Below are 20988 nucleotides of genomic sequence, written 5' to 3'. Positions count from 1 at the left end.
TCTCTATGGGCTTGCCTCGTCGGGTTGACTAGAACAGGTCCTACTGTTCGCCAAGTAGACAATAGTCGAAAAAATGCGAGGATTCATCGTGTTAACGGCGGTATGCCTCTAGTCTTGACAGCAAGGCGATTCTTGCTATGATTACCCTAAGCAACTCCGAGACACACATAGATGAACCCTGTTTTGTATATTTTTTACCGTAAAAACTGAGGAGTTTTAAGAAGTCCTATGGCACTAAGTCCTAACGTAATTGCGGCTCTGCAGATCATGTACACCGGCAAAGGTGTATCCGCCAGTGATCTGAATTGGTGGGCCACAGATGGGGCAAACATCAGCTACGAAGAAGCAGTTGCCCTATTTGCCAACAGCGCCGATGCCGCTGCGAAGTATCCATTTTTCCAAGCGCCCCAAACCGCTGACAAACGTCAGTACATTGCTCAAGTTTTTGCCAACCTCTACAACATTGACATTAACGATACCTCCCTGGTCCCCACGGAGGAATTGGATTACTGGATTAACTGGTTGTCCCTGTCCCCCGACAACTATCTCGACTTTCCCAACGCGTTGAACAATGCTTCCGCTGCGGCTGGTCTGACCGATCGCCTTGAGGCGCTGACCAACAAGACCAATGTCTCTCTCTCTTTTGCCGAGACTTTCTCCAGCGTTGGTGTTAATACCTTTACCCCTGAGCAGTCCGCTGAAGCTAGCGCAATTGTTGCCGGCGTTGACGAAACTCCCGACAGTGTTTTAGCTGCAGAGGCTCAAATTATTGAGCTGGCTGCTGGCGTAAACGTCTTCACTATCGCCGAGGCCGAAGCGACTGCAGACTTGCCTCCTTTCTACACTATCAGCGACAGCGCCGACAATCTAATCGCTGGTACCGCTAACCCCGTTGTGGTTGGTGCTACCACTGTGGTTGCTGACCAGTCCCCGGCCTCGCCTTTGAGCGTTGAGGACGCAGAAATTCTGCTTGCTACTGCTGATTCTCTGGCTCCTGGTGTTACCTGGGATGTTCTCGATTCCGCCACTGCCGTTCTCGGTGGTGGTGATGCCGTTTCTGGTGCCGCCAGTGTTGGCATCACGGACACATTTGTTGATGTTGCTACCGCTGAACAATTAGTAGGTCTGGACAACTTTGACGGTATCTACGCCATTGAAGACACTTCCGCCGCTATTCTTGCGAACACCGAAGTTGCCGCCGGTGCCACCAGTGTGACTCTGTCTGACCCCGAGGTAGCTGTAACGGTGGCTGACGCCGAAACACTCCAAGGCTTAGGTAACTTTGTTGGTGCTTACAACATTGAAGACACTTCCGCTGCTATCTTGGCTGCTGCTACCTCCGCTGCCGTGTTAGATGCTGAGTCTGTTACTCTGTCCGACCCCGGTGTTCCTGTAACGGTGGCTGGTGCCGAAACCCTCCAAGGTCTGGGCAACTTCGTTGGTCCCTACGCCATTGAGGACACTTCTGCCGCTATCTTGGCTGCCGCTACCTCCGGTGCTGTACTCAATGCTGAGTCTGTCACTCTGTCCGACCCCGGTGTTCCTGTAAGCGTTGCCGGTGCCGAAACTCTCCAAGGTCTGGGCAACTTCGTTGGTCCCTACGCCATTGAAGACACCTCTGCTGCTATCTTGGCTTCCGCTACTTCCGGTGCAGTGCTCGATGCGGACAGCGTTACTCTCTCTGACCCCGGTGTTCCTGTAAGCGTTGCCGGTGCTGAAACCCTCCAAGGTTTAGGTAACTTTGAAGGTGCCTACAACATTGAAGACACTTCCGCCGCTATCTTGGCTGCTGCTACCTCCGGTGCAGTGTTGGATGCCGAGTCAGTTTCCCTATCTGATCCTGACGTACCTGTAACGGTTGCTGATGCTGAAACCCTCCAAGGTTTAGGTAACTTTGAAGGTGCCTACAACATTGAAGACACTTCCGCCGCTATCTTGGCTGCTGCTACTTCCGGTGCGGTGCTCGATGCTGACAGTGTGACTCTCTCTGACCCCGGTGTGGGCGTTACCGTTGCTGAAGCTGAAGTTCTTCAAGGTCTTGGCAACTTTGTTGGTCCCTACCACATCCTCGATACATCTGCGAATATTCTCGCTGCGGCTAGCTCCTCTGCGGTGATCGATGCCACCAGCGTTAGCCTGTCTGATCCCAGCGTTGGCGTTACTATTGCTGAAGCGGAAACCCTTGCTGATATCCCTGGCTTCGGTGGTCCCTACAGCATTGCTGATAGCTTGGAAGCTTTGACCGACGCCATCGGCAACCCCGTAGTGGATGGTGCTGATGCCTACAGCTTAACCAACGGTGCCGGTTCCCTCGGTATTATTTCTGATGCTCAGTTGCTGATTGTTCAGGGAGCCCTCAACGCATCTGACTTCACTTTCACCACCGTTGATATCACCGCTTCCCGTCCCGAAGTGAATGAAGGTTCTGTAACCGAAATTCTCGTTACCTTGAGCGAAGCTCAAGCGACCGATACAACGGTGACGTTCTTCCTTACCCCCGGTGATCCAACGGCTCCCAACAGTGGTACCAATGAGTCCAACACCAATGACTTCATTAACGGTCAGTTCAATCCCATTACGGTGATTATTCCCGCTGGTGAGCTTTCGGCTTCCGTGGATTACTCTCCCTTCCTGGATGGTATTGCTGAGTTGACTGAAGGATTCAGCGTTGTGGTTACCATCTCTGGTTCTGCTGCTGGTGCTGTGTTTGGCCTGGGTGACCTTGCTATTCTGGATGGCCCTGGCGATGGCAGTATTGTCAACTTGACCGTTGGTAATGACATCGTTTCTGCTACCACCTTTATCGCTGCGCCTGAGTTGGCGATCGGTGGTCTCACTGCAAATACCTTAAACACCGGTGACAGACTGACCGGTATCGGTGAAGACACCAGCCTGACTGTGAACTGGGTAGCTAGTACTTTTGGCAGTAACCTAGTTCAACTACAAATGAAAGGGGTGGAAGACCTCAACGTCACCCTGCTCCAGGATGACCTGAATATCTTCGCTAATAATCCCGGTGGCGTTACTGTCACGGATGTGAAGAACCTCAAAGCCAGCGGTAGTGTCAACGGCGACTTTTCTTTGGTTGATCTCCAAAGCACCCTGGAAACCATCACCGTTCAGAACTACTTCTTTGGTGATGATGTTAGCGTTACCATCGGTGACCCCTTCCTGGCTGGAGATGATGATGTTCTGGAACTGACCCTTGACCAAGTTACCCTCAACAAGGTTAGTGGCAACACCCGGGTCAATGTCAGTGACTTCTCTGGTACCGGTGGCTATGAAACCTTGGGTATCACTTCCGGTGTTAGTACTACCTCGAAGGGGATTACCAACACGGTAGAAATTGACGGCATTGTGGCAGTTGAGAGCATTGGCATTACTGGCAATGAAAACCTCACCCTAGCTACTTCTCTTATTAGCTCCACCGTTAAGGTTGATGCCACTGGTTCCGACCTCATTCCTGAATTTGAAGGCAACGCTGTATTCACTGGCGACCTGAAAGCTTTCGTTGATACTCCCGGTGGTGACATTCACTTCCTCAGTGGTGATGGTAACGATGAAATTTCCATTGCCCGTGATGCGCTCGAGTTTGGTCACACCCTGTCTGGTGGTGCTGGCGATGACGACCTGCTCATTACTGGCGACGCAGTCAGTTTAGTGGATGCCGGTCACACCGTCATTGGTGGTGAAGGTGACGACATCATCGAAATCACTGGCGATGCCACTGGTCCCCTTGCTGGTCACGTAGTTAACAGCTTCGACCTGGATAATGAAGTCGGTGGCGAAGGTGATGACGACATCACTATCTCTGGTGATGCCATTGGTAACCTTGCTGGCCATGTGGTCTTCGGTGGTGCTGGCGAAGATGCCATTCTGATTTCCGGTGATGCCATTGGTGACGACGAGGGTGGTCATGACGTCTTTGCTGGTGATGATGACGATACCGTCCGGATCACCGGTGATTCCTTTGCGGCCGGCGCCTCTGGTCACAGTGTTGAGGGGGGTGCTGGCGATGACTTGATTGAAATCAGCGGTGATGCCTTAATCGTTCCCTTTGATCAGGTGGTAGCCAACCCGTTCTTCGATCCTAGTCGGCCATCTGATGGTACCCTCGTTATCCCAGCAGGGCAGACCCTTCCGACTACTCAACAACAGTATGAGGCTCTTGTGGCCTCATTGGGAGAACCCAATGCCAACTACCAGAATTTCCTTGAGCAGGTTATTTTGGGTGCCCACACGGTCCGCGGTGGCGAGGGTGACGACACCATCTTGTTCGGTCCCATTGCAGGGGAACCCGGTAATGGCAATGGAACCCACGAAGCCTTCGGTGATGAGGGTGACGACTTCATCCAAATGACTGGTATTGGCGGTGTCGCTTTTGATGGCGGTGCCGGTGACGACACCCTCATCGGTGGTGATGGGGAACCCAACCCCTTATTCGGTATTGGATTTGAACCTTCTACCATTCTGGGTAACGATCAGCTTTCCGGCGGTGCGGGCAATGACTTCCTCTTTGGTGGTAAGGGCCAAGATACTCTTACCGGTGGTGAGGGTGATGACATTATGTCTGGCGGCGAAGGCAACGACTTCTTCGATGTTGATGCTGGCTTTGATGTTATCGAAGACCTAGGTGACTCTGACTTTGTCGATGGCGACCAGTTTGTTGTACGCCGAGATGCAGAGGCTGTAATTCGGGTTGTGGGAGACTGGGTGGCTACATCAGTAACCTTTAACCAAGGCAAAGCAACTCTCTCCATTGAAGATCCCGGTGGTGGCTTAGTTGACTTGAGTGCTGCTAACACGAGCCTGCTTGCTGGAACGACCAATGGCTACAAAGTCGTTGGCAATATCGGCCCTGATGTAATTATCGGTAGCCGTGACGACGACACTCTAATTGGTGGCCGTGGTGAGGACTCAATCGCCGGTTTAGGTGGTGATGACATCATTGAAGGTAACAACGATGATGATTTGATCTCCGGTGATGACTTGGTCTTAAACTTCGACCTCATTAATGAGCAGTCATCAGGAGTAAATGGCAACGATCTCATTGATGCCGGTAGTGGTAATGACGTGATTTCCGGAGACACTCTGGTAATTGCCGATACCACGAGTATTTCTTTTGGTGCCCCTGGACTCGTTAACTTGCAAAATGGTGGGGATGACTCCATTGAAGCCGGTCTTGGCAGTGATATTGCCGTTGGTGACTGGGTGGCTGGCGTGATAGGAGACATAGACCTTAACGGTTCCCTTGCTCCTCGGACTGTTTTCGGTGGCGACGACATCATTACCACTAAGCAAGGTACTAACGACATTCTCCTTCCTGGCCAAGTTTTCATAGACAACTTCCTGGTTGGTGACTTGCTTGCTACGGTTGACGGGTCTGGTTCCGAGATATTCGCCGAGAGTTTCTTGACTGTCGTTGGTGGTGACGACACCATGACTGGTGCCGATGGACTTGATGTAATCGTTGGCGACGTTGGACTGTTCGGTTTCGAGTTCAACGACAGCCAAATTGACTTGAGCAACTTCGGGTTGGGTCAGGTCATAGATGATGGAGAAACTATCACCGCCGATGCTGGAAGTGACATTATTATTGGGCTGGGTGGCAATGACATTCTAGTTGGTGATTTGTTTGTCGGAATCTTCAATGAAAATGGAATTACTATCGATGGTGGCAAGGGGTTTGCCCTTGGTGGAACCACAACTCTCATTGGCGGTGATGACTCCATCTTTGGTGGTACCGGTAACGACTTCCTTGCTGGTGACTTTGTCCTAGTGGATGATTTGAATGGTGGATTTGATCCACTGAACCCCAATGATTGGAGTTTTGTTAACCCCTACAACAAACTTCAAAACAATCCTACCAAGCTAAATGATTTCCGGCTTGAGCTACGTGCCGTTGGCGGTGATGATTTCCTAGTAGGTGGTCGGGGTAACGATACCTTCTACGGTGGTGCCGGTGTGGACACCATTGAAATTGGCAACAATGTCACCATTGGTGGTGTTGGTGTCAACGGTCAGAACGAAGTCTGGTTTATGAACGGTGCCTACGAAAACGCAGCGGTCAATGGAGCCAACGTCGATGTTATCACCGGTTTCAACACCGTCAATGACAAGTTCGTTATTGCTACTGGTCAGAACAACTTCTTGAATGGTCTGAATCTGACTGCAGCAACCCAAGTTGAGGTAATTCCCGGTACTCCTTTATCTGGTATTAATATTTCTGCCAATAACATTACCGAGGTCTTCACCAATTTGGGTGTAGCCATACCTCTCTTTGGCCCATCTACTGACGACTTCCTCCTTGCCCAGCAAGTTAATGTAGTAGGTGGTGACTTAGCTGGCAAGACTTATCTGTTCATTGACGATGGAACGTTTGATATTAATGGACTATTCGGTGTAGTCAGTGCCCAGGATGACTTCCTTGTAGAAATCACCGGAATTACCGGTAATGTTTTGGATAGTCTGAGCACGAACTTTGAGTTCAGGAACTTTAACGCCTAACCTATTCATTGAGGCATTTAACAATCCTCCCTAGCTTAAATAGGTAGTTATAGACCGTCCTTCCGGGGGCGGTTTTTTTCTTTCATTTTTCTCTTTATGTAGGGGGTTAGGGGAGATGATAAGCACAAGCAACTTCTCACCCTTTGCTACCAGGGGAACAATGAATCAACGGAAAGAAAGCAAATTTTTCTTCCCTATAATCAAGCCCTAATGGAATCAGCTAGGAAAAATTCCTACTGGTCATGGCCCTGGGCTAAAATGTTACTCTTCCCTAGTGAAAAACTATGATTCATGCTATTGAGACAACGTCTAGCATTTCCCTAGAAGAATTCTTAAACTTACCGGAAACCAAACCTGCCCAAGAATATCAAAACGGAAAAATTATCCAGAAGCCAATGCCCCAGGGTAAACACAGTAAACTGCAAACCACCTTGGCTAGCGAAATTAATCAACGGGCAGAATCCCACCAGCTCGCCTATGCCTTCACAGAACTGCGCTGCACCTTCAAGGGAAGATCTCTTGTTCCAGACATTACTGTTTTCAAATGGAACAACATTCCTCTAGATAGTAGGGGTGAAATTGTTGACAGAATCGATATCCCCCCAGATTGGATCATTGAAATCCTCTCCCCAGATCAATCTCCCCTAAAAGTTATCGAAAAAATAAGTTTTGCCCTTAGGAATGGCTGTCAACTAGGTTGGCTTGTTTCTCCTAGTGAGAATATCGTTATGGTTTTCCAAGGGAACCAACTACCAGAAACAAAAATGGGTAAAGATCCCCTAGCTGTATTAGCCGAACTGCAAGAATGGTTCATCACTCCAGAGATAATTTTTGGCTGGCTGAGTTTTGAACGATTAAAATAGGGACGTTGATTCCTCAGCAACAATGCCGGACTTTCAAACCTTCGATGCCATTATTACCACGTTGTTAGTCTTTTTGACTGGAGTAGGATTTAAAGTATGACACCATCTACCTCCGAAACTACGAAATCTCTATCCCCCAATGGGCCGAATTCAGCTTCCCTGGGCTTACTTTCTCTCCTGTCCAGTTAGTTTTTCGGGGCTATCTCAATCCTCTATTCTTACAGTGCATTCTTCTTCCTCTATTTATGCCCTCTTTTTATCGACTTGATATAAGTTTTTCAGCTTATTTATACCGGAGAAATTATTGGCAATAATTAAATAATTAGTGCGGATAACTTTTCCTGCAAAACTTCAGTTACCTTGGCGATCGCCAGTTTGCGATTACCTTTGTAATCTTCATAATGATCATCCACCAAAATCGGCTCACCAATGGTTAATTGAACCCGCTGACGACCTAGGATGGGACGATTATTTAAGTTGCCCCCCTTCATGCGGGTAATGACATTCCAAAGTAAGAGTAAAGTATCGGCAAATCTTTCCACCGTCGGTTTTTCTTTGACGTAATGCCCCGTCACTGCGACAAAATTTTCCACCAAGCGCATATGCCACATTCTTAAATCTGCCTCTTCTGCAATGCGATCCGCTAGACCCTTTTTAACTGGGAATAAAGTCTGTTCGTCCCGCAAATCTTCACGATAAATATAATCCCAACCAGCTTGTTCTAAGCGTCGACAACGATCTGGTAACGTTCCTTTCGGGGTAATTTGAAAATATTCTTCCCCCACCGTTAATGCCGCATGGAGCAAATTTTGTAGGCGGGAAGCTAGTAATTGATTTGGATCCGTTTCTAAACTGTTGAAATTGTCCTGCAAACTTTTAGCTAAGTCCGCCACCGCTGGCAAGTTTTGTTGGTAAAACTGACGGTAAAAATTCTCCATCAGATCCAACATTATCTCCCCCAAGCTATAAAGGCGTTCGTATAATTTTGCTTCGCCCAAACTATGGTCAGTGGTGGTGGCAATGCCGCAGTCGTTTTCCAGTTGGGAAAGTAAATTTTCAATCTCTCGCCAAGGAGGGGTGAGATAAAAATATTGAATACCCACCGGTAGAATTAGTGTTTGCTCCGGTCTTTGGGCTTTGCGTAAATCCTCCACACACCAAAATCCCAGTTGGGCAATGCCCGGTTCCAGGGGAGAAATGAGTTCGTTATGGCCGTTGGTGGCTCCTTCCGGGGCGGCGGCTAGGGGATATTGGCCATTGAGCATTAAATCCCGAGCAGAGCGCAAGCCAGGGCGGTCTAATTTCCCCCGCTGAATGGAAGTGCCCCCTAAACGGGGAAATAGCCACTGTAGAAAATCTCCTCCCCAGAGGGGAATGCCCCGGTCATACATGAAGTGGGAGTGGCTCACCGGTGGCGGTTGCAGAGCACCTTTTTTCAGAGCTGGCGGTAATAAATTCCAAAATAAATACCCCATACATAACGGATCGTTGATGCTGGGGTGACGAAAAGCCAGGAGTAAACGGTTTTTGCCTTGGCTGAAGTCCCCGTAGGCCTGAGCTAGAACCTGCAAATTTTCGGCTTCAATTTTGGCGATCGCCGTTTGAGAACGGATCCACCAGGGCAAAATTAGCGGCCCGAGCCGGAGTAACCAGGGCTGGAGATTGGGCGCTAAAAAGTCCAGGGGGGGTTGGGCTTGGATGGGGGATTCCATGGGGATAACTCACCGTTGGCGGAGTCGGCAAAGATGTTAGAAATTAGTGGCGATCGCCTGGACAGGGCAGGAAGGAATACATTGCTCACAGACCACACAACGGGAACGACGGAACATCAAGCGAAAACTATCTGGATCTAAACTCAGAGCCTCCGTAGGGCAAACCCCGGTACAGAGGCCACAATCTACACAACTTTGGTCATCAATGACAATTTCCCGACTAGCCAAGGAAACTTCAATACTCTGGGAGCGCATCCACTCCAAAGACGCTTCCAGTTGGTCAATGTCCCCGGACAATTCCAGTACTACTTTGCCCACCTGATTGGGGGCCACCTGGGCTCGGATAATATTGGCGGCAATATTAAAATCCTTGGCCAGACGATAGGTGACGGGCATTTGCACCGCACTACGGGGAAAAGTCAGGGTCACACGCTTCTTCATCCTTCTATTTAACTAGCTTCTAACTAGCCTCGCTAGACTGGTCTGGATTAGCAGCTTTACTCGTAGATTTTTTTCGAGTGGTGGTACGTTTAGTGGTAGTTTTCTTGGCCGTACCAGTGGCACTAGCTTTTTTAGTGGTAGTTTTTTTCGTTGCTTTGGCAGTGGATTTTTTTCGGCTAGTTTTCTTGGCGCTGCCCGCTTTTTCCGCCAACAGGGGTAAAGCTTTTTCTAGGGTAATGGTTTCTTCCGTTTCCCCTTCCGGCAAGCTGGCATTGACTTTGCCATGTTTGATGTAAACCCCATAGGGGCCTTTGAACAAATTCACCGGCTCCTGGTCTTCGGGATGTAAGCCCAATTGTTTGAGGGGAGTGCGGCTGCCCCGGCCCCGTTTTGGTTCCGCCAACAACTCCAAAGCCCGTTCCAGGGTGATGGTCAACACATCATCATCCCCTTTGAGGGAACGATAATCCTTGCCATCCTTACCTTGGTCATGGACTACGTAGGGGCCAAACCGACCCAGACTGGCTTTAATATTTTTGCCCGATTCCGGATGTTCTCCCAAATTACGGGGCAGGGCCAACAATCCCACTGCCATTTCCAGGGTGACATCCTCCGGTTTAACCCCCTTGGGTAGGGAAGTGCGTTTCGGTTTCTTATTTTCCTCCGTTGCTTCCCCCAGTTGGACATAGGGCCCGTAGGCTCCAATGAGGATGAAAATTGGTTCCCCGGTTTCAGGATGGATGCCCACCTTATCCGGGCCTTCCGTTTTTTGCTTGAGCAACACGGCCACCTGTTCGGGGTTGAGATCCGCCGGGGTCAGATCCTGGGGAATGGAAGCGGTAATAATTTCTTCCCCCTGGGGAATTTCGATATAGGGGCCAAACTTGCCAATTTTCACCTTAGCGGCCAGGTTTTCCAGCTCAATGGCCTTGGCGATCGCCGGGTCGATCTGGTCTTGGCGCACTTTGACTTGGTTTTCTAGCCCCGATTCCCCCAGGAAAAAGCCCTGTAAATAGGGGAGCCACTGGGTTTTACCGATGGCAATTTCGTCTAACTTCTGCTCCATGCGGGAAGTGAAACCCGTATCCACTAAGTCGGGGAAATGGGATTCCAGTAAACTCACCACCGCAAAGGCGGTGAAGGTGGGGGTCAAGGCTTTGCTCCGCATTTGCACATAACCCCGGTCGATAATGGTGCCAATAATGCTGGCGTAGGTACTGGGGCGGCCTACCCCTTCACTTTCCAGCGTTTTCACCAACGAAGCTTCCGTATAGCGGGCGGGGGGTTGGGTTTCGTGGCCCACGGTATCAATTTCTCGGCAATTCGGGCGATCGCCAACTTTCAGGGGGGGCAGAATCACTTCTTGGTTTTCCAGGGCGGCATCGGGGTCGTCGGAACCTTCCACGTAGGCCCGGAAATAGCCAGGGAAGTCAATGCGTTTACCCCCAGCCCGAAATTCCGCATCTTCCACTTTTAACAGCACGCTCAGTTGGGTAATGCGAGCATCGGCCATCTGACAGGCTACCGTCCGTTTCCAGATCAACTCATATAAGGCCAATTCCCGGTCTTTTAACCCTGTTTGATTGGGAATGCGAAACTCTGTCCCGGCGGGGCGAATAGCTTCGTGGGCTTCCTGGGCCCCTTTACTTTTGGTGGTGTACTGCTTGGGCTGGGGACTCAGGTATTCTTTGCCGTACATTTGTTGCACGCAATTGCGGGCCGCCGTCACCGCTTGCTCAGAAAGATGCACCGAATCCGTCCGCATATAGGTGATGTAACCCTCTTCGTAAAGCTTTTGGGCCACCCGCATGGTATCCCGGGCGGAAATGCCTAACTTGCGGTTGGCCTCCTGTTGCAGGGTAGAAGTGGTAAAGGGGGGAGAAGGTTTACGGACACCGGGCTTTTCTTCGGTATTGACCACTGCCCAGGGCTTGCCGGTTAAACGCTCCTTCAGGGCGATCACCTGGGCTTCATCCAGCACCACCACCTGTTTATTGGGCAACAATGCACCAGTATTGGGATCAAAATCGCTACCATTGGCTAATTTAGTGCCCCCCAAGGTCATCAACTTGGCCTGAAAAGGATTTTTATTCTGTTCCAGTTCTGCTTTTAAGTCCCAGTAACCAGCGGTCTTGAAAGCACGGCGGGCCCGTTCCCGTTGCACAATTAACCGCACCGCCACCGACTGCACCCGGCCAGCGGACAGACCCCAGGCAATTTTCTTCCAGAGCAAGGGGGAAAGGGTATAACCCACCAAACGGTCTAAAATGCGGCGAGTTTCCTGGGCATGGACTAAATTCTCGTCAATATCGCGGCAATTCTCCAGCGCACTGCGGATGGCTTCCTGGGTAATTTCGTGGAACACCATCCGTTTAATGGGCACTTTGGGCTGGAGCAGTTGCAACAAATGCCAGCTAATACTTTCTCCTTCCCGGTCTTCGTCCGTGGCCAGAATTACTTCGTCGGCATTTTTCAGGGCAGTTTGCAATTCCTTAACTACTTTCTTTTTGCTTTTGGGAATCACATAAAGGGGACTGAAATGGTCTTCCACATTGACTCCCAAATTAGCCCAACTTTTATCTTTGTAAGCCGCGGGTACTTCCTCCGCCGAAGCCGGTAAATCCCGGACATGGCCCATGGAAGCTTCCACCCGATAATCCTGGGGCAGATAGTTGCGGATAGTGCGGGCTTTAGTGGGGGATTCAACGATAACGAGTTTGGACATAGGGAAGGGGAAACAGGGGAAGAAGCGAAAAAAGGAGGGCGACGGAGGTCAGACAGATTTGATAATCCTGGCTAATAACCATATAACCAATACTTATCTTAATCTTTCCGGAAAATCAAACCCCGCCTTACTGAATGATAAAGACCAAAAGTTGATTTTTGGCAAGCTCTGTTTCCGCTAAGAACGTATTTGAAAAGCGCAAGGCGAAGTATTTATCCCCCTAAATCTCCTCACTAAAGCTCCGGCTTAAAAAGGGGGACTTTTGTCACAGTTCCCCCCTTCCCAAGGGGGGCTAGGGGGGATTAAACAGCCAAAAGTCAATTTTTCAGACGCTTTTTAAGGGGAGTTGGGTTAAAGCCCAAAAAATCTCCCCAAGCTTAACCTGAACCATCAGGTATCTGGGGAGTAAAAACATCAACAGGGTCAGGATAACGTAACCCCGATAGTGTCAGCATTTGCTTCACTCTGCTTCGGGTTCGGGACGGCTCAGGTCTTCCAGCACATTGTGATAAACAAAACCTGCCAATAGCGCTCCGGCGATCGGGGCTAACCAAAATAACCACAATTGTCCAATCAAAGCAGGATTGCCACAGAAAAGAGCAACCCCAGTGCTGCGGGCTGGATTCACGGAAGTGTTGGTAATGGGAATACTAATCAGGTGGATCAGAGTCAAAGCTAAACCGATGGCGGCGGGGGCAAAACCAGCGGGGGCAGTTTTATCCGTAACGCCCAAAATGACAATTAGGAAAATGAAGGTGAGAACAAATTCAATTAACAGGGCAGCCAAAAAGCCGTAACCCTGGGGGGAATGGTCACCAAAACCGTTAGTAGCGAGGGGGTTACTGCCGTCAAGGGAAAAGTTAGGGCCACCCTGGGCAACAATGAAAATAAATAAGCTCGCCACGATCGCCCCTAGAACTTGGGCACCGATATAGGGGGCTAACTGGGAACCGGGGAATCTCTTACCCATCCAGAGTCCAAAGGAAACAGCGGGGTTGAAATGACCACCGGAAATATGACCAAGGGCATAGGCCCCAGTAAAAACCGTTAAACCAAAAGCTAAGGCAACGCCCAGGTAGCCCAAGCCAAATTCGTTGGTATTGCCACCACCAGGGGCGGCGATAAAAGCGGCAAAAACAGCGCTGCCACAACCACCAAGCACTAACCAAAAAGTGCCAATAAATTCAGCAATGTACTTTTTCATTTGCGTCTTAAAAAAGGGAAAAAGAGTTTATTTCTTGTTAGGCTCAATTTAAGCCTAGGTTTAATCAGCTAGTTTGGATCAAAAATATCCACCACGAAAGGTAGCATTGTTTTGTCAAATTTTGTACAAAATCAAGGAAAATTTTACTTTCTCCGAGCAATAATTTGGCTAAATACATCTAGGAGCTGACTTGTTCCCCGGTTTTCGGCATTATCTTGGCTCGATCTGCCTGGAAGGGTAACTTAGTAGCTAGATTCCGAATGAAATTGGATCAAGTTGCGCCGCAATGCAACCAAAACTTTTTGCGGGTTGTCCGCAAGAAAATCGCATAAATTATTTGTAATATTCTCATATTTTTCTATATTGTCGTGAAAACAACGGAAAAAGACCTAATCAGTGTCGGGTTTCAAGCTTTGTCTGACCCTATTCGCCTCCAGGTGCTAACTCTGCTGGAAAATCAAGAACAGTGCGTCTGTGACCTTTGCGACCAACTGAATATTAGTCAATCCAAGTTATCTTTTCACCTCAAACGCCTGCGGGATGCGGAATTGGTTCACACTCGCCAGGACGGCCGCTGGATTTATTACCGTCTCAATCCCGAACAATTTCACCATCTGCGGCATTACCTGGAATCCTATGGCCAAGTAACCCAAGCCTATGTTCCCCGCCATTGCTGTGACTGATTGGCAGTTTGGCCATGGCATATCTCCATGTCGTCCCAATCCATCCCTAAAAAATAGCCCAAGCAAAGGGCATTCTTTGCCCTGTTTTTTCCTAGACGTCGCCTTTACAGCGGCAACAGTATCGGGGTATGGTCTGTAATGGGAGAAGCTTTGAACAAAGGGATTTTTTGCTCCTTTGACCGTAATTGCGCAATGGTGTCTATTCGTCTGTCCGTCTGCCAAACCCCCGCCTATGTGCCTGGGGAACAGCCCCAAACCAACGATTTTATCAAGCTCAACACCAACGAAAATCCCTATGATCCTCCCGCCCAGGTGTTGGCAGCGGTGGCAGCGGAGTTACCAAAAGTAAGGCTTTACCCTGATCCCGTTTCGACCCAGTTACGTCAAGCAGCGGCGGATTTGTATGGAGTGGATTTAAATCGGGTTTTAGCGGGCAATGGCTCCGACGATATTCTCAATATTGTGGTGCGTACCTTTGTTGATCCAGGGGAAACCGTTGCCTTTTTAGATCTTACTTACTCCCTATATGAAACGATCGCCTCGGTTCATGGGGCCAAGGTGCAAAAGATTGCCACCGATGGCAATTTTGATTTAACCGGGCCGGTGATTTGTCCAGAGGCAAAACTGATTTTCCTCGCTTCCCCCAATCCCCCTAAAGGCAAGCATTTAAATCGAGAATTCCTTTGGCAGACCTGCGCCCAGGCGGAGGGAGTGGTGGTCATTGACGAAGCCTACGGGGATTTTTCCGACGAGGACCATTGGGACTTTCTGCAAGAGTTTGACAATGTGATTATTTCCCGTACCCTTTCCAAGAGTTATAGCCTGGCGGGGATGCGGGTGGGTTTGGCGATCGCCGCTCCGGCCTTGATTGAAGAAATGGATAAGGTGCGGGATTCCTACAACTTGGATCGTTTGGCCCAGGTATTGGGCACCGCCGCCTTACGGAACCAGGCTGAATTTGTGCCCCTCTGGGAAAAGGTACGCCACACTCGCACCCGTTTAATGGAGCAATTGGCGGAGTTAGATTTCCAGGTATGTCCCTCGGATGCCAATTTTGTGTTTGCCGCTCCCCGTTGGATGGCTGCCGCTGACCTGTACCAAGCCTTAAAGGAAAAGAAAATTCTGGTGCGTTACTTTAACCATCCCCGCATTACCGATTATCTGCGCATTACCGTGGGTACTGACGGGGAAATTGATCAACTACTGTTGGCGATCGCCAGTTTGAAAGGGTCTTTGGGATAGGGAGATGTTACCAGAGGTTGAACAAAGACTATTCATTGCCCAGCTGTTGGCCACCGTTTCCGGGGAGATGCTTAGTCAATATTTCCGCCGTTCCCATTTACAGAGTGGAACAAAAATAGACCAAATTTCCGCCATTGTTACCCAAGCCGATGAAGAAGCGGAGCAGGCCATGGTGGATTTGATCCAGGCAAGTTTCCCCCAGGATGGTGTAATTCGGGAGGAAGGCAAAAATATTGCGGGAAAGTCTGGCTATACCTGGGTATTAGACCCCATTGACGGCACTTCCTCCTTTGTGCGGGGCTTGCCAATTTTTGCCACTTTGATCGGTTTAGTTGACGCAGATATGCGCCCGGTGCTCGGCATTGCCCACCAACCCATCAGCGGCGATCGATGGCAGGGGGTACAGGGAGAGCAAAGTAACGTTAATGGCATTCCCTTGGTTAATCCCTATGAAAAAAGCGAAATTAATTTAACTGCCGCCTGTATTGCCTCCACCACACCGCTAATGTTCACTACCCTGGACCAACAGCGGAAAATGGCTGATATTTACCGCCAATGTCAGCGCACCGCCTTTGGGGGAGATTGTTTCAATTACCTCAGTGCTGCTAGCGGTTGGACAGCCATGCCCTTAGTAATAGTGGAAGCGGATTTAAATTTTTATGACTTTTGTGCATTGATCCCCATTTTGACCGGGGCAAATTACTGCTTTACCGATTGGCAAGGCAAAGAGTTAACCCCAGAATCCACGGAAGTTGTGGCCAGTCCTAACCCAAAATTGCACAGTGAAATTTTAGCTTTCCTGCAATAATTGATCGATGGTTCGTTCTGGGGGGTGATGACGGGTGCAATTAAGCTTTCAAGAACGTTTGGAGTCCATTAAGGCCGGTTTCGTCGGGGCGATCGCCTTTGGGTTGGTTTATGGGTTGACCTTGCTGGGCAACACCTATTTCAACCTACTAACAAGCCCACTGAGTTCGGACTGGATTAACCTGGGCTTGAACTTTGGTAGTGGTTTGCTAAGTGGCTTTTTATTTGCTGTTACCTATCGTTACATCATTCGCCAGGATGACAATGCCCATCTCCGGGACGGGGCGGTTTTAGCTTTCACTTTGGTGCGGAGCGGCGGGCTGATCGCATTACCCACTACTGAAGAGCCCCTGGCGATCGCCATTTTGATGGGGGAAAGTCTGATTGGTTTTGCTGTAGTTCGTTCCAGCCTCGATTGGGCCATGGCTAGGGATTGGCTCCGGCCCTTTAACAGTTGATGGAAATTTTGAGAATTTTATAATCGGTGAAAATTAATTGGGAAGGTGTTGGAAAATTTTGTCGGCAATATCGGCAATAAGTGATGGCTTGGGCAAGGTTACCAGTGGCGATCAAAACCTAAACTGGCAATGAACCTTTCCCCAGTGGAGACCGTCTTTAGCCCTGGGATAAAATCCGGACTGAATCTGCCTACTCCTCGTTTACCATTCCCTAAAATGCTACAGTTCCAAATTCAAAACGACAGCGAAATTCCCGCTTCCAAGCAGTTATTTGACCAAATTCGTTTTGCGATCGCCTCCCGCCAGTATCATCCGGGGCACCGTTTGCCCAGTACTAGACAACTGGCCATGATGACGGGCTTGCACCGCAACACCATCAGTAAGGTTTACCAAAATCTGGAAGATGCGGGCCTGGTGGAATCCATTGCTGGTTCCGGCATTTATGTCAAAGCCCCCAGCACCGAGGAGGGCATGATCCTCGATGGCCCCCTATTCCGGGAATATCCCGAAGCCAGTCAACTAATCCAAAAAACCATTGATGAACTGCTAGGTCAGGGGTTAAACCTCTCCCAAGTGAAAGAGCTTTGTTTGGAAACCATTGATTGGCGGCTGCGCAGTACGGCTAGGGTGTTGGTCACTGTGCCCCAGCGGGACATCGGGGCGGGGCAGTTAATTCTCAATGAATTAGAACAAGCTTTAGTAATTCCGGTGCAGTTGGTGCCCATGGAAACCCTCAAACAAACCCTATCCGAATTGCCTTCCGGCACGGTGGTCACCAGTCGGTACTTTCTGGCTGAAGCGGAGTCCATTGCCACCCCCTACGATGTGCGGGTGATTCCCGTTGATATTTACGACTACAGCAAAGAGCTAGAGTTGGTCAAAGCTCTACCAGAGAATTCCTGTCTTGGCATTGTCAGCCTTAGCCCTGGCATTCTCACCATTGCGGAAATTCTCATCCATAGCCTGCGGGGAGAGTCCCTCTTTTTGAAATCGGCCCTAGTGAGCGATCGCCAGAAATTACGATCCCTAGTCCGCACTGCCCGCACCATTATTACCGATCCCGCCAGTGAACCCATTGTGCGCCAGGCGATCGAAGCGGAACGCCATGATTTAATCCGGATGCCGGAAATTATTTGCTCTGAACATTACATTGGCGAAAAATCCATTGCCATCCTCAAACGGGAATTGGGGTTGGGGGAAGAGGAAACGGAGGAGGAAGGGAAGTCAACAAAAGTGGCCACGGCTTAAACTCAACGAAAAACCGCTAAGCCAAATCTAGCGAGTTCTCACTGTTAACAGTTGGGGCGGAGTCGCGTCGGGGGGATAAAGCAGATCCACCTGCACAGTTCTTGCCTCCCCTGGTTTGAGGTCGAGGCTGACCAAATTTTCTCCCTTTTGGCCCCGCCGTTGCACCAGATGGTAGTAACGGTTATTGGTTTGCCCCCGGCGATCGGTATAGCTGAATCTTACTGTGCCTCGGAAAAAGACATTGACCGCAGGAGGTACCAAAAAAGTTAGCTGATCATTGGGGGCATCGTTGAATTTGAGGGGAGTTTCCACCGTCAGGTCCACGGTCTGATTGCGATTGGTATTGTTCACCAAGGGCAAGGTCAAACTATATTGCACTCCATAATTACCGTGGGACTCATAGGCTGTGTCAGGGTAACGCACCGCCATGGGGGCAGACTGATTTTGCCCGGTGCCCATGCGGCCCCCTTCCAAAGCGCTAATAGGATAGGAAAAACCCTGTCCCGGTTCGGGAATGGTTAGCTTTTGGCTGTTGTCATCAGTGATGGTGGCCTGCCACTGGGAGCCAATGGAAACCCCCGCTACCCGGCTATAAATGCGGCGTTGGCTATTACGGGGAATGCGGTCCCTGGGTTGCATCAGGTTGGCAGTTTTGAGCAAATTTTCCCAATCGGCCAAACGGGGAGCCTGTTCTACACCAAGGCTATTCTGGGGAGCATACATGGCCATGCTGGCTGCATGAATGGGAACGTTAGTGTTAAGTCGTAAATAGGCAGAAAAACCGTTGCGGGGTAGTCGAATCGGCGGTGGTTGCCCAGGCACTGGGGTATAGTTCACCGGCAAAGGCTGATTGATTAACATGCGACTCTGGCCAGCGGGAATGACGAATTTTTCGGGGTAGTCATTCTGCCGTTGTCCCCGCAAAACATCATTAGTTACTCGACTGCCAGGGCCAGCAAAGATATTGCCGTCGTTATTTTCCACCACCGGCGGGAGATCGATAAAGAGGGCATCGGGGGAAGTGAGGGAACTAGCCCCCTGAAGAATTTCCACCGTGGCGTCCTGCCGACTACCATTAAACAGCAGCACCCCTAAATATAAAGTTCTGCCTTCAGGAGAAGCTTGGACAACGTGGTGGGCAAAGACATCGAACCGACCTCGAAAGGGATGGTTTAAGTGGGCATAGGGATGGCCCATGCCAATGGAAGGCAAAGTGGAGAGGATAATGCCTTCGTTAAAAATCAGTTCAGGACTGTTACTGTTAAAAACGGGAATTTGGTCTAGTTGCCCTGGCAAAGGGCGCACTGGCTGCACAACTTTTAGTTCTTGGGGAGTGTCACCGATGGTGGGGGCGGGCTGGGTAATTACCGGTGGTGGCGTGATGGGAATGGCGATCGGATTAGCTTGGGCCAGAACTAGAGGTGTGAGCAGGGAAAGCATGGATGATGAAGCAGGGCAAAGAACGGGCAATGGAACCCGAGACGGCCAGATGGGTTAAAAAGTGTCGATTTCCCCATTGATTGTAGTTCTTCGGTTACCTTGGCAAAATTGCCGGGGACAGTTAGCCAATTTGCCCTACCCATCAATCTGTTAATCAATGGTAAGTATCAATTCTGTTAATTCATTCTTTTGGATCTACTGTGCTTTTTGCAGCAATACTTGGGAGCTTATTTCGGGCAGATAGCTATTAGCTTTGGAGCTTCGGAAAGTATCCCGTTGTTGGAACAAAATAAAGGCGGAGATCGCCATCAGGAAATAAGCAAAACCTTTTTGGAGATTTTTGGCGTCAACAAAACTGGAGAGATGGGAACCTAATAAAATTCCCAGGGCGGCGAAGAACGTAAAACTCACCATCAGATGATAATCCAAACTAACTTGGCCAAAATAACCTAAAAAGCCGGCCACAGAGTTAAAGGCAATAATCAACAAGGAAGTACCGATCGCCTCTTTCATGGGCAATTTTCCCAGCAACACTAGGGCGGGTACAATGGCAAATCCCCCCCCCACTCCCACCAGCCCAGTTAAAACGCCAATGGCAATGCCTTCCGTCAGTAGCCACAGCCAACAATATTTACAAATGGGGGCGGGATAGGTGGCTAAATCAGGATCCTCTGTGGAGGATAACTGGGGTCGTTGTTGGGCTTTGCGGATCATAAAAATAGCCGCCACCAGCATCAGCACCGCAAATAAAATCAACTGAAACGTTTCTGTCACTAAAGGAAGAGTGGCTAGCTTAGCCCCGCCAAAAGCTCCCACCATGGTGGCTGAACCAAAAATCAGGGCCTTGGGGAGATTAACATTACCCCGACGCCAATGGGGAATGACCCCAATCAAGCTCACTGCCCCCACAATCACTAACGTCATGGCGATCGCCGCCTTGGGGGGAACCTGCATCACATAGACCAAAATGGGCAGGGCTAACACCGAGCCGCCACCTCCCAAAAGCCCCAAACTTAGGCCAATGCAACTTGCCAAAAAATAGCCCACCACCTGGAGTGCCATGATTATTAGTCCTTAATTTGGTTGTAGGGTAATTTGCCCAAAAGATTAGCCATCATACAGGTGCCAGAAAGTCCGGCAAATAATAATCCTGCGCCGACAAAACCACTGAGAAAATAAAATCCAGGGGCGACAAAACTGCCCAGCAAAACCCCGGTCAAAACCAAACTACCGGCAATAATTTGCACCTGACGCATAATGCTGATAGGGGCATTTTTTGTTTTTACCGTCGGCAACCCAGCCTGTTTCCAAGCTAATAATCCCCCTTCCAAATGAATGATTCCTTCCACTCCAGCAGATTTCAATTGTTGCAGGGCGTTGCCGGAACGGTTACTACTTTGACAATAGAGTACCGTCGTTTTTCCTTCCGCCTGGGGCAATTGGCTAGGATTCAATCGGGATAAAGGCAAAGAATAGGCATCGGCAATGTGTTCCCCAACAAATTCCAGGGGCTCCCGCACATCAACCAGAATTACCGCATCCTGCTGACGCAATTGTTGCAAAGTTTTGGGGGCAATGGTGACATTGGTTTGGGTTGAGCTAGCCATAGTTTAATCTCCGCTTAAGTTTGTTTTTAATAATTTTAAATTTAGTGGCTA

14 protein-coding genes are annotated in these 20988 nt (G+C 49.6%); 7 read left to right on the top strand and 7 right to left on the bottom strand.

What is annotated here, in order from left to right:
• Positions 1–228 precede the first annotated feature (228 nt).
• Both BWK47_RS06785 and BWK47_RS06780 read left to right on the top strand, forming a co-directional pair.
• Positions 229–6507, top strand: a complete 6279-nt coding sequence (locus tag BWK47_RS06785) for a beta strand repeat-containing protein (RefSeq protein WP_237269897.1) — start codon at positions 229–231, stop codon at positions 6505–6507.
• Between the two features lie 284 nt (positions 6508–6791).
• Entirely contained in the window at positions 6792–7370 is a 579-nt protein-coding gene (locus BWK47_RS06780) for a Uma2 family endonuclease (protein WP_162328078.1), read from the top strand.
• Positions 7371–7684: 314 nt separating this feature from the next.
• Here BWK47_RS06780 and BWK47_RS06775 read toward each other — a convergent pair whose 3' ends face one another.
• From BWK47_RS06775 to aqpZ, 4 genes are all read right to left on the bottom strand, one after another.
• Positions 7685–9082, bottom strand: coding sequence for a 1-acyl-sn-glycerol-3-phosphate acyltransferase (locus tag BWK47_RS06775; protein WP_162328077.1), 1398 nt, complete (start codon positions 9080–9082; stop codon positions 7685–7687).
• Between the two features lie 36 nt (positions 9083–9118).
• Complete coding sequence (locus tag BWK47_RS06770; protein WP_010872494.1) at positions 9119–9523, bottom strand: NIL domain-containing protein; 405 nt, start codon at positions 9521–9523, stop codon at positions 9119–9121.
• A gap of 19 nt (positions 9524–9542) precedes the next feature.
• On the bottom strand, positions 9543–12248 hold the full coding sequence (gene topA, locus BWK47_RS06765; protein ID WP_162328076.1) for a type I DNA topoisomerase: 2706 nt from the start codon (positions 12246–12248) through the stop codon (positions 9543–9545).
• A gap of 460 nt (positions 12249–12708) precedes the next feature.
• Entirely contained in the window at positions 12709–13452 is a 744-nt protein-coding gene (gene aqpZ / locus BWK47_RS06760) for an aquaporin Z (RefSeq protein WP_162328075.1), read from the bottom strand.
• A gap of 368 nt (positions 13453–13820) precedes the next feature.
• Between aqpZ and BWK47_RS06755 the strand changes: the two genes are divergently transcribed.
• The 5 genes from BWK47_RS06755 to BWK47_RS06735 all read left to right on the top strand — a co-directional run bounded on the left by BWK47_RS06755 (position 13821) and on the right by BWK47_RS06735 (position 17890).
• On the top strand, positions 13821–14135 hold the full coding sequence (locus tag BWK47_RS06755; RefSeq protein ID WP_010872491.1) for an ArsR/SmtB family transcription factor: 315 nt from the start codon (positions 13821–13823) through the stop codon (positions 14133–14135).
• Between the two features lie 192 nt (positions 14136–14327).
• Positions 14328–15377: a histidinol-phosphate transaminase gene (gene hisC / locus BWK47_RS06750; protein WP_162328074.1), complete on the top strand. Its 1050-nt coding sequence runs from the start codon at positions 14328–14330 to the stop codon at positions 15375–15377.
• A 4-nt stretch (positions 15378–15381) separates the two neighbouring features.
• A complete protein-coding gene (gene hisN / locus BWK47_RS06745; protein ID WP_162328073.1) occupies positions 15382–16185 on the top strand; it encodes a histidinol-phosphatase in 804 nt (267 codons plus the stop codon).
• Between the two features lie 34 nt (positions 16186–16219).
• Complete coding sequence (locus tag BWK47_RS06740; protein WP_162328072.1) at positions 16220–16642, top strand: hypothetical protein; 423 nt, start codon at positions 16220–16222, stop codon at positions 16640–16642.
• Between the two features lie 216 nt (positions 16643–16858).
• Positions 16859–17890, top strand: coding sequence for a GntR family transcriptional regulator (locus BWK47_RS06735; RefSeq protein ID WP_162328071.1), 1032 nt, complete (start codon positions 16859–16861; stop codon positions 17888–17890).
• Positions 17891–17917: 27 nt separating this feature from the next.
• Here the strand turns inward: BWK47_RS06735 and BWK47_RS06730 are convergent, their stop codons facing one another.
• From BWK47_RS06730 to BWK47_RS06720, 3 genes are all read right to left on the bottom strand, one after another.
• A complete protein-coding gene (locus BWK47_RS06730) occupies positions 17918–19330 on the bottom strand; it encodes a DUF3370 domain-containing protein (RefSeq protein WP_162328070.1) in 1413 nt (470 codons plus the stop codon).
• A 195-nt stretch (positions 19331–19525) separates the two neighbouring features.
• On the bottom strand, positions 19526–20392 hold the full coding sequence (locus BWK47_RS06725) for a sulfite exporter TauE/SafE family protein (RefSeq protein ID WP_162328069.1): 867 nt from the start codon (positions 20390–20392) through the stop codon (positions 19526–19528).
• Between the two features lie 5 nt (positions 20393–20397).
• The gene (locus BWK47_RS06720) at positions 20398–20937 is read right to left on the bottom strand and encodes a rhodanese-like domain-containing protein (RefSeq protein ID WP_162328068.1); all 540 of its coding nucleotides are present in this window, start codon (positions 20935–20937) and stop codon (positions 20398–20400) included.
• Positions 20938–20988: the final 51 nt, after the last annotated feature.

This window comes from Synechocystis sp. CACIAM 05, from assembly GCF_010222815.1.
Classification (GTDB): Bacteria; Cyanobacteriota; Cyanobacteriia; order Cyanobacteriales; family Microcystaceae; genus Synechocystis.
The sequence above is the reverse complement of the archived record's forward strand: the minus strand, read 5'-3'. Positions and strand labels throughout refer to the sequence as shown.

Bases quoted from the DNA above. Each gene is read 5' to 3' on its own strand.
- BWK47_RS06785 (WP_237269897.1), top strand. From the start codon at position 229: ATGGCACTAAGTCCTAACGTAATTGCGGCTCTGCAGATCATGTACACC.
- BWK47_RS06780 (WP_162328078.1), top strand. From the start codon at position 6,792: ATGATTCATGCTATTGAGACAACGTCTAGCATTTCCCTAGAAGAATTC.
- BWK47_RS06775 (WP_162328077.1), bottom strand. From the start codon at position 9,082: ATGGAATCCCCCATCCAAGCCCAACCCCCCCTGGACTTTTTAGCGCCC.
- BWK47_RS06770 (WP_010872494.1), bottom strand. From the start codon at position 9,523: ATGAAGAAGCGTGTGACCCTGACTTTTCCCCGTAGTGCGGTGCAAATG.
- topA (WP_162328076.1), bottom strand. From the start codon at position 12,248: ATGTCCAAACTCGTTATCGTTGAATCCCCCACTAAAGCCCGCACTATC.
- aqpZ (WP_162328075.1), bottom strand. From the start codon at position 13,452: ATGAAAAAGTACATTGCTGAATTTATTGGCACTTTTTGGTTAGTGCTT.
- hisC (WP_162328074.1), top strand. From the start codon at position 14,328: ATGGTGTCTATTCGTCTGTCCGTCTGCCAAACCCCCGCCTATGTGCCT.
- hisN (WP_162328073.1), top strand. From the start codon at position 15,382: ATGTTACCAGAGGTTGAACAAAGACTATTCATTGCCCAGCTGTTGGCC.
- BWK47_RS06735 (WP_162328071.1), top strand. From the start codon at position 16,859: ATGCTACAGTTCCAAATTCAAAACGACAGCGAAATTCCCGCTTCCAAG.
- BWK47_RS06730 (WP_162328070.1), bottom strand. From the start codon at position 19,330: ATGCTTTCCCTGCTCACACCTCTAGTTCTGGCCCAAGCTAATCCGATC.
- BWK47_RS06725 (WP_162328069.1), bottom strand. From the start codon at position 20,392: ATGGCACTCCAGGTGGTGGGCTATTTTTTGGCAAGTTGCATTGGCCTA.
- BWK47_RS06720 (WP_162328068.1), bottom strand. From the start codon at position 20,937: ATGGCTAGCTCAACCCAAACCAATGTCACCATTGCCCCCAAAACTTTG.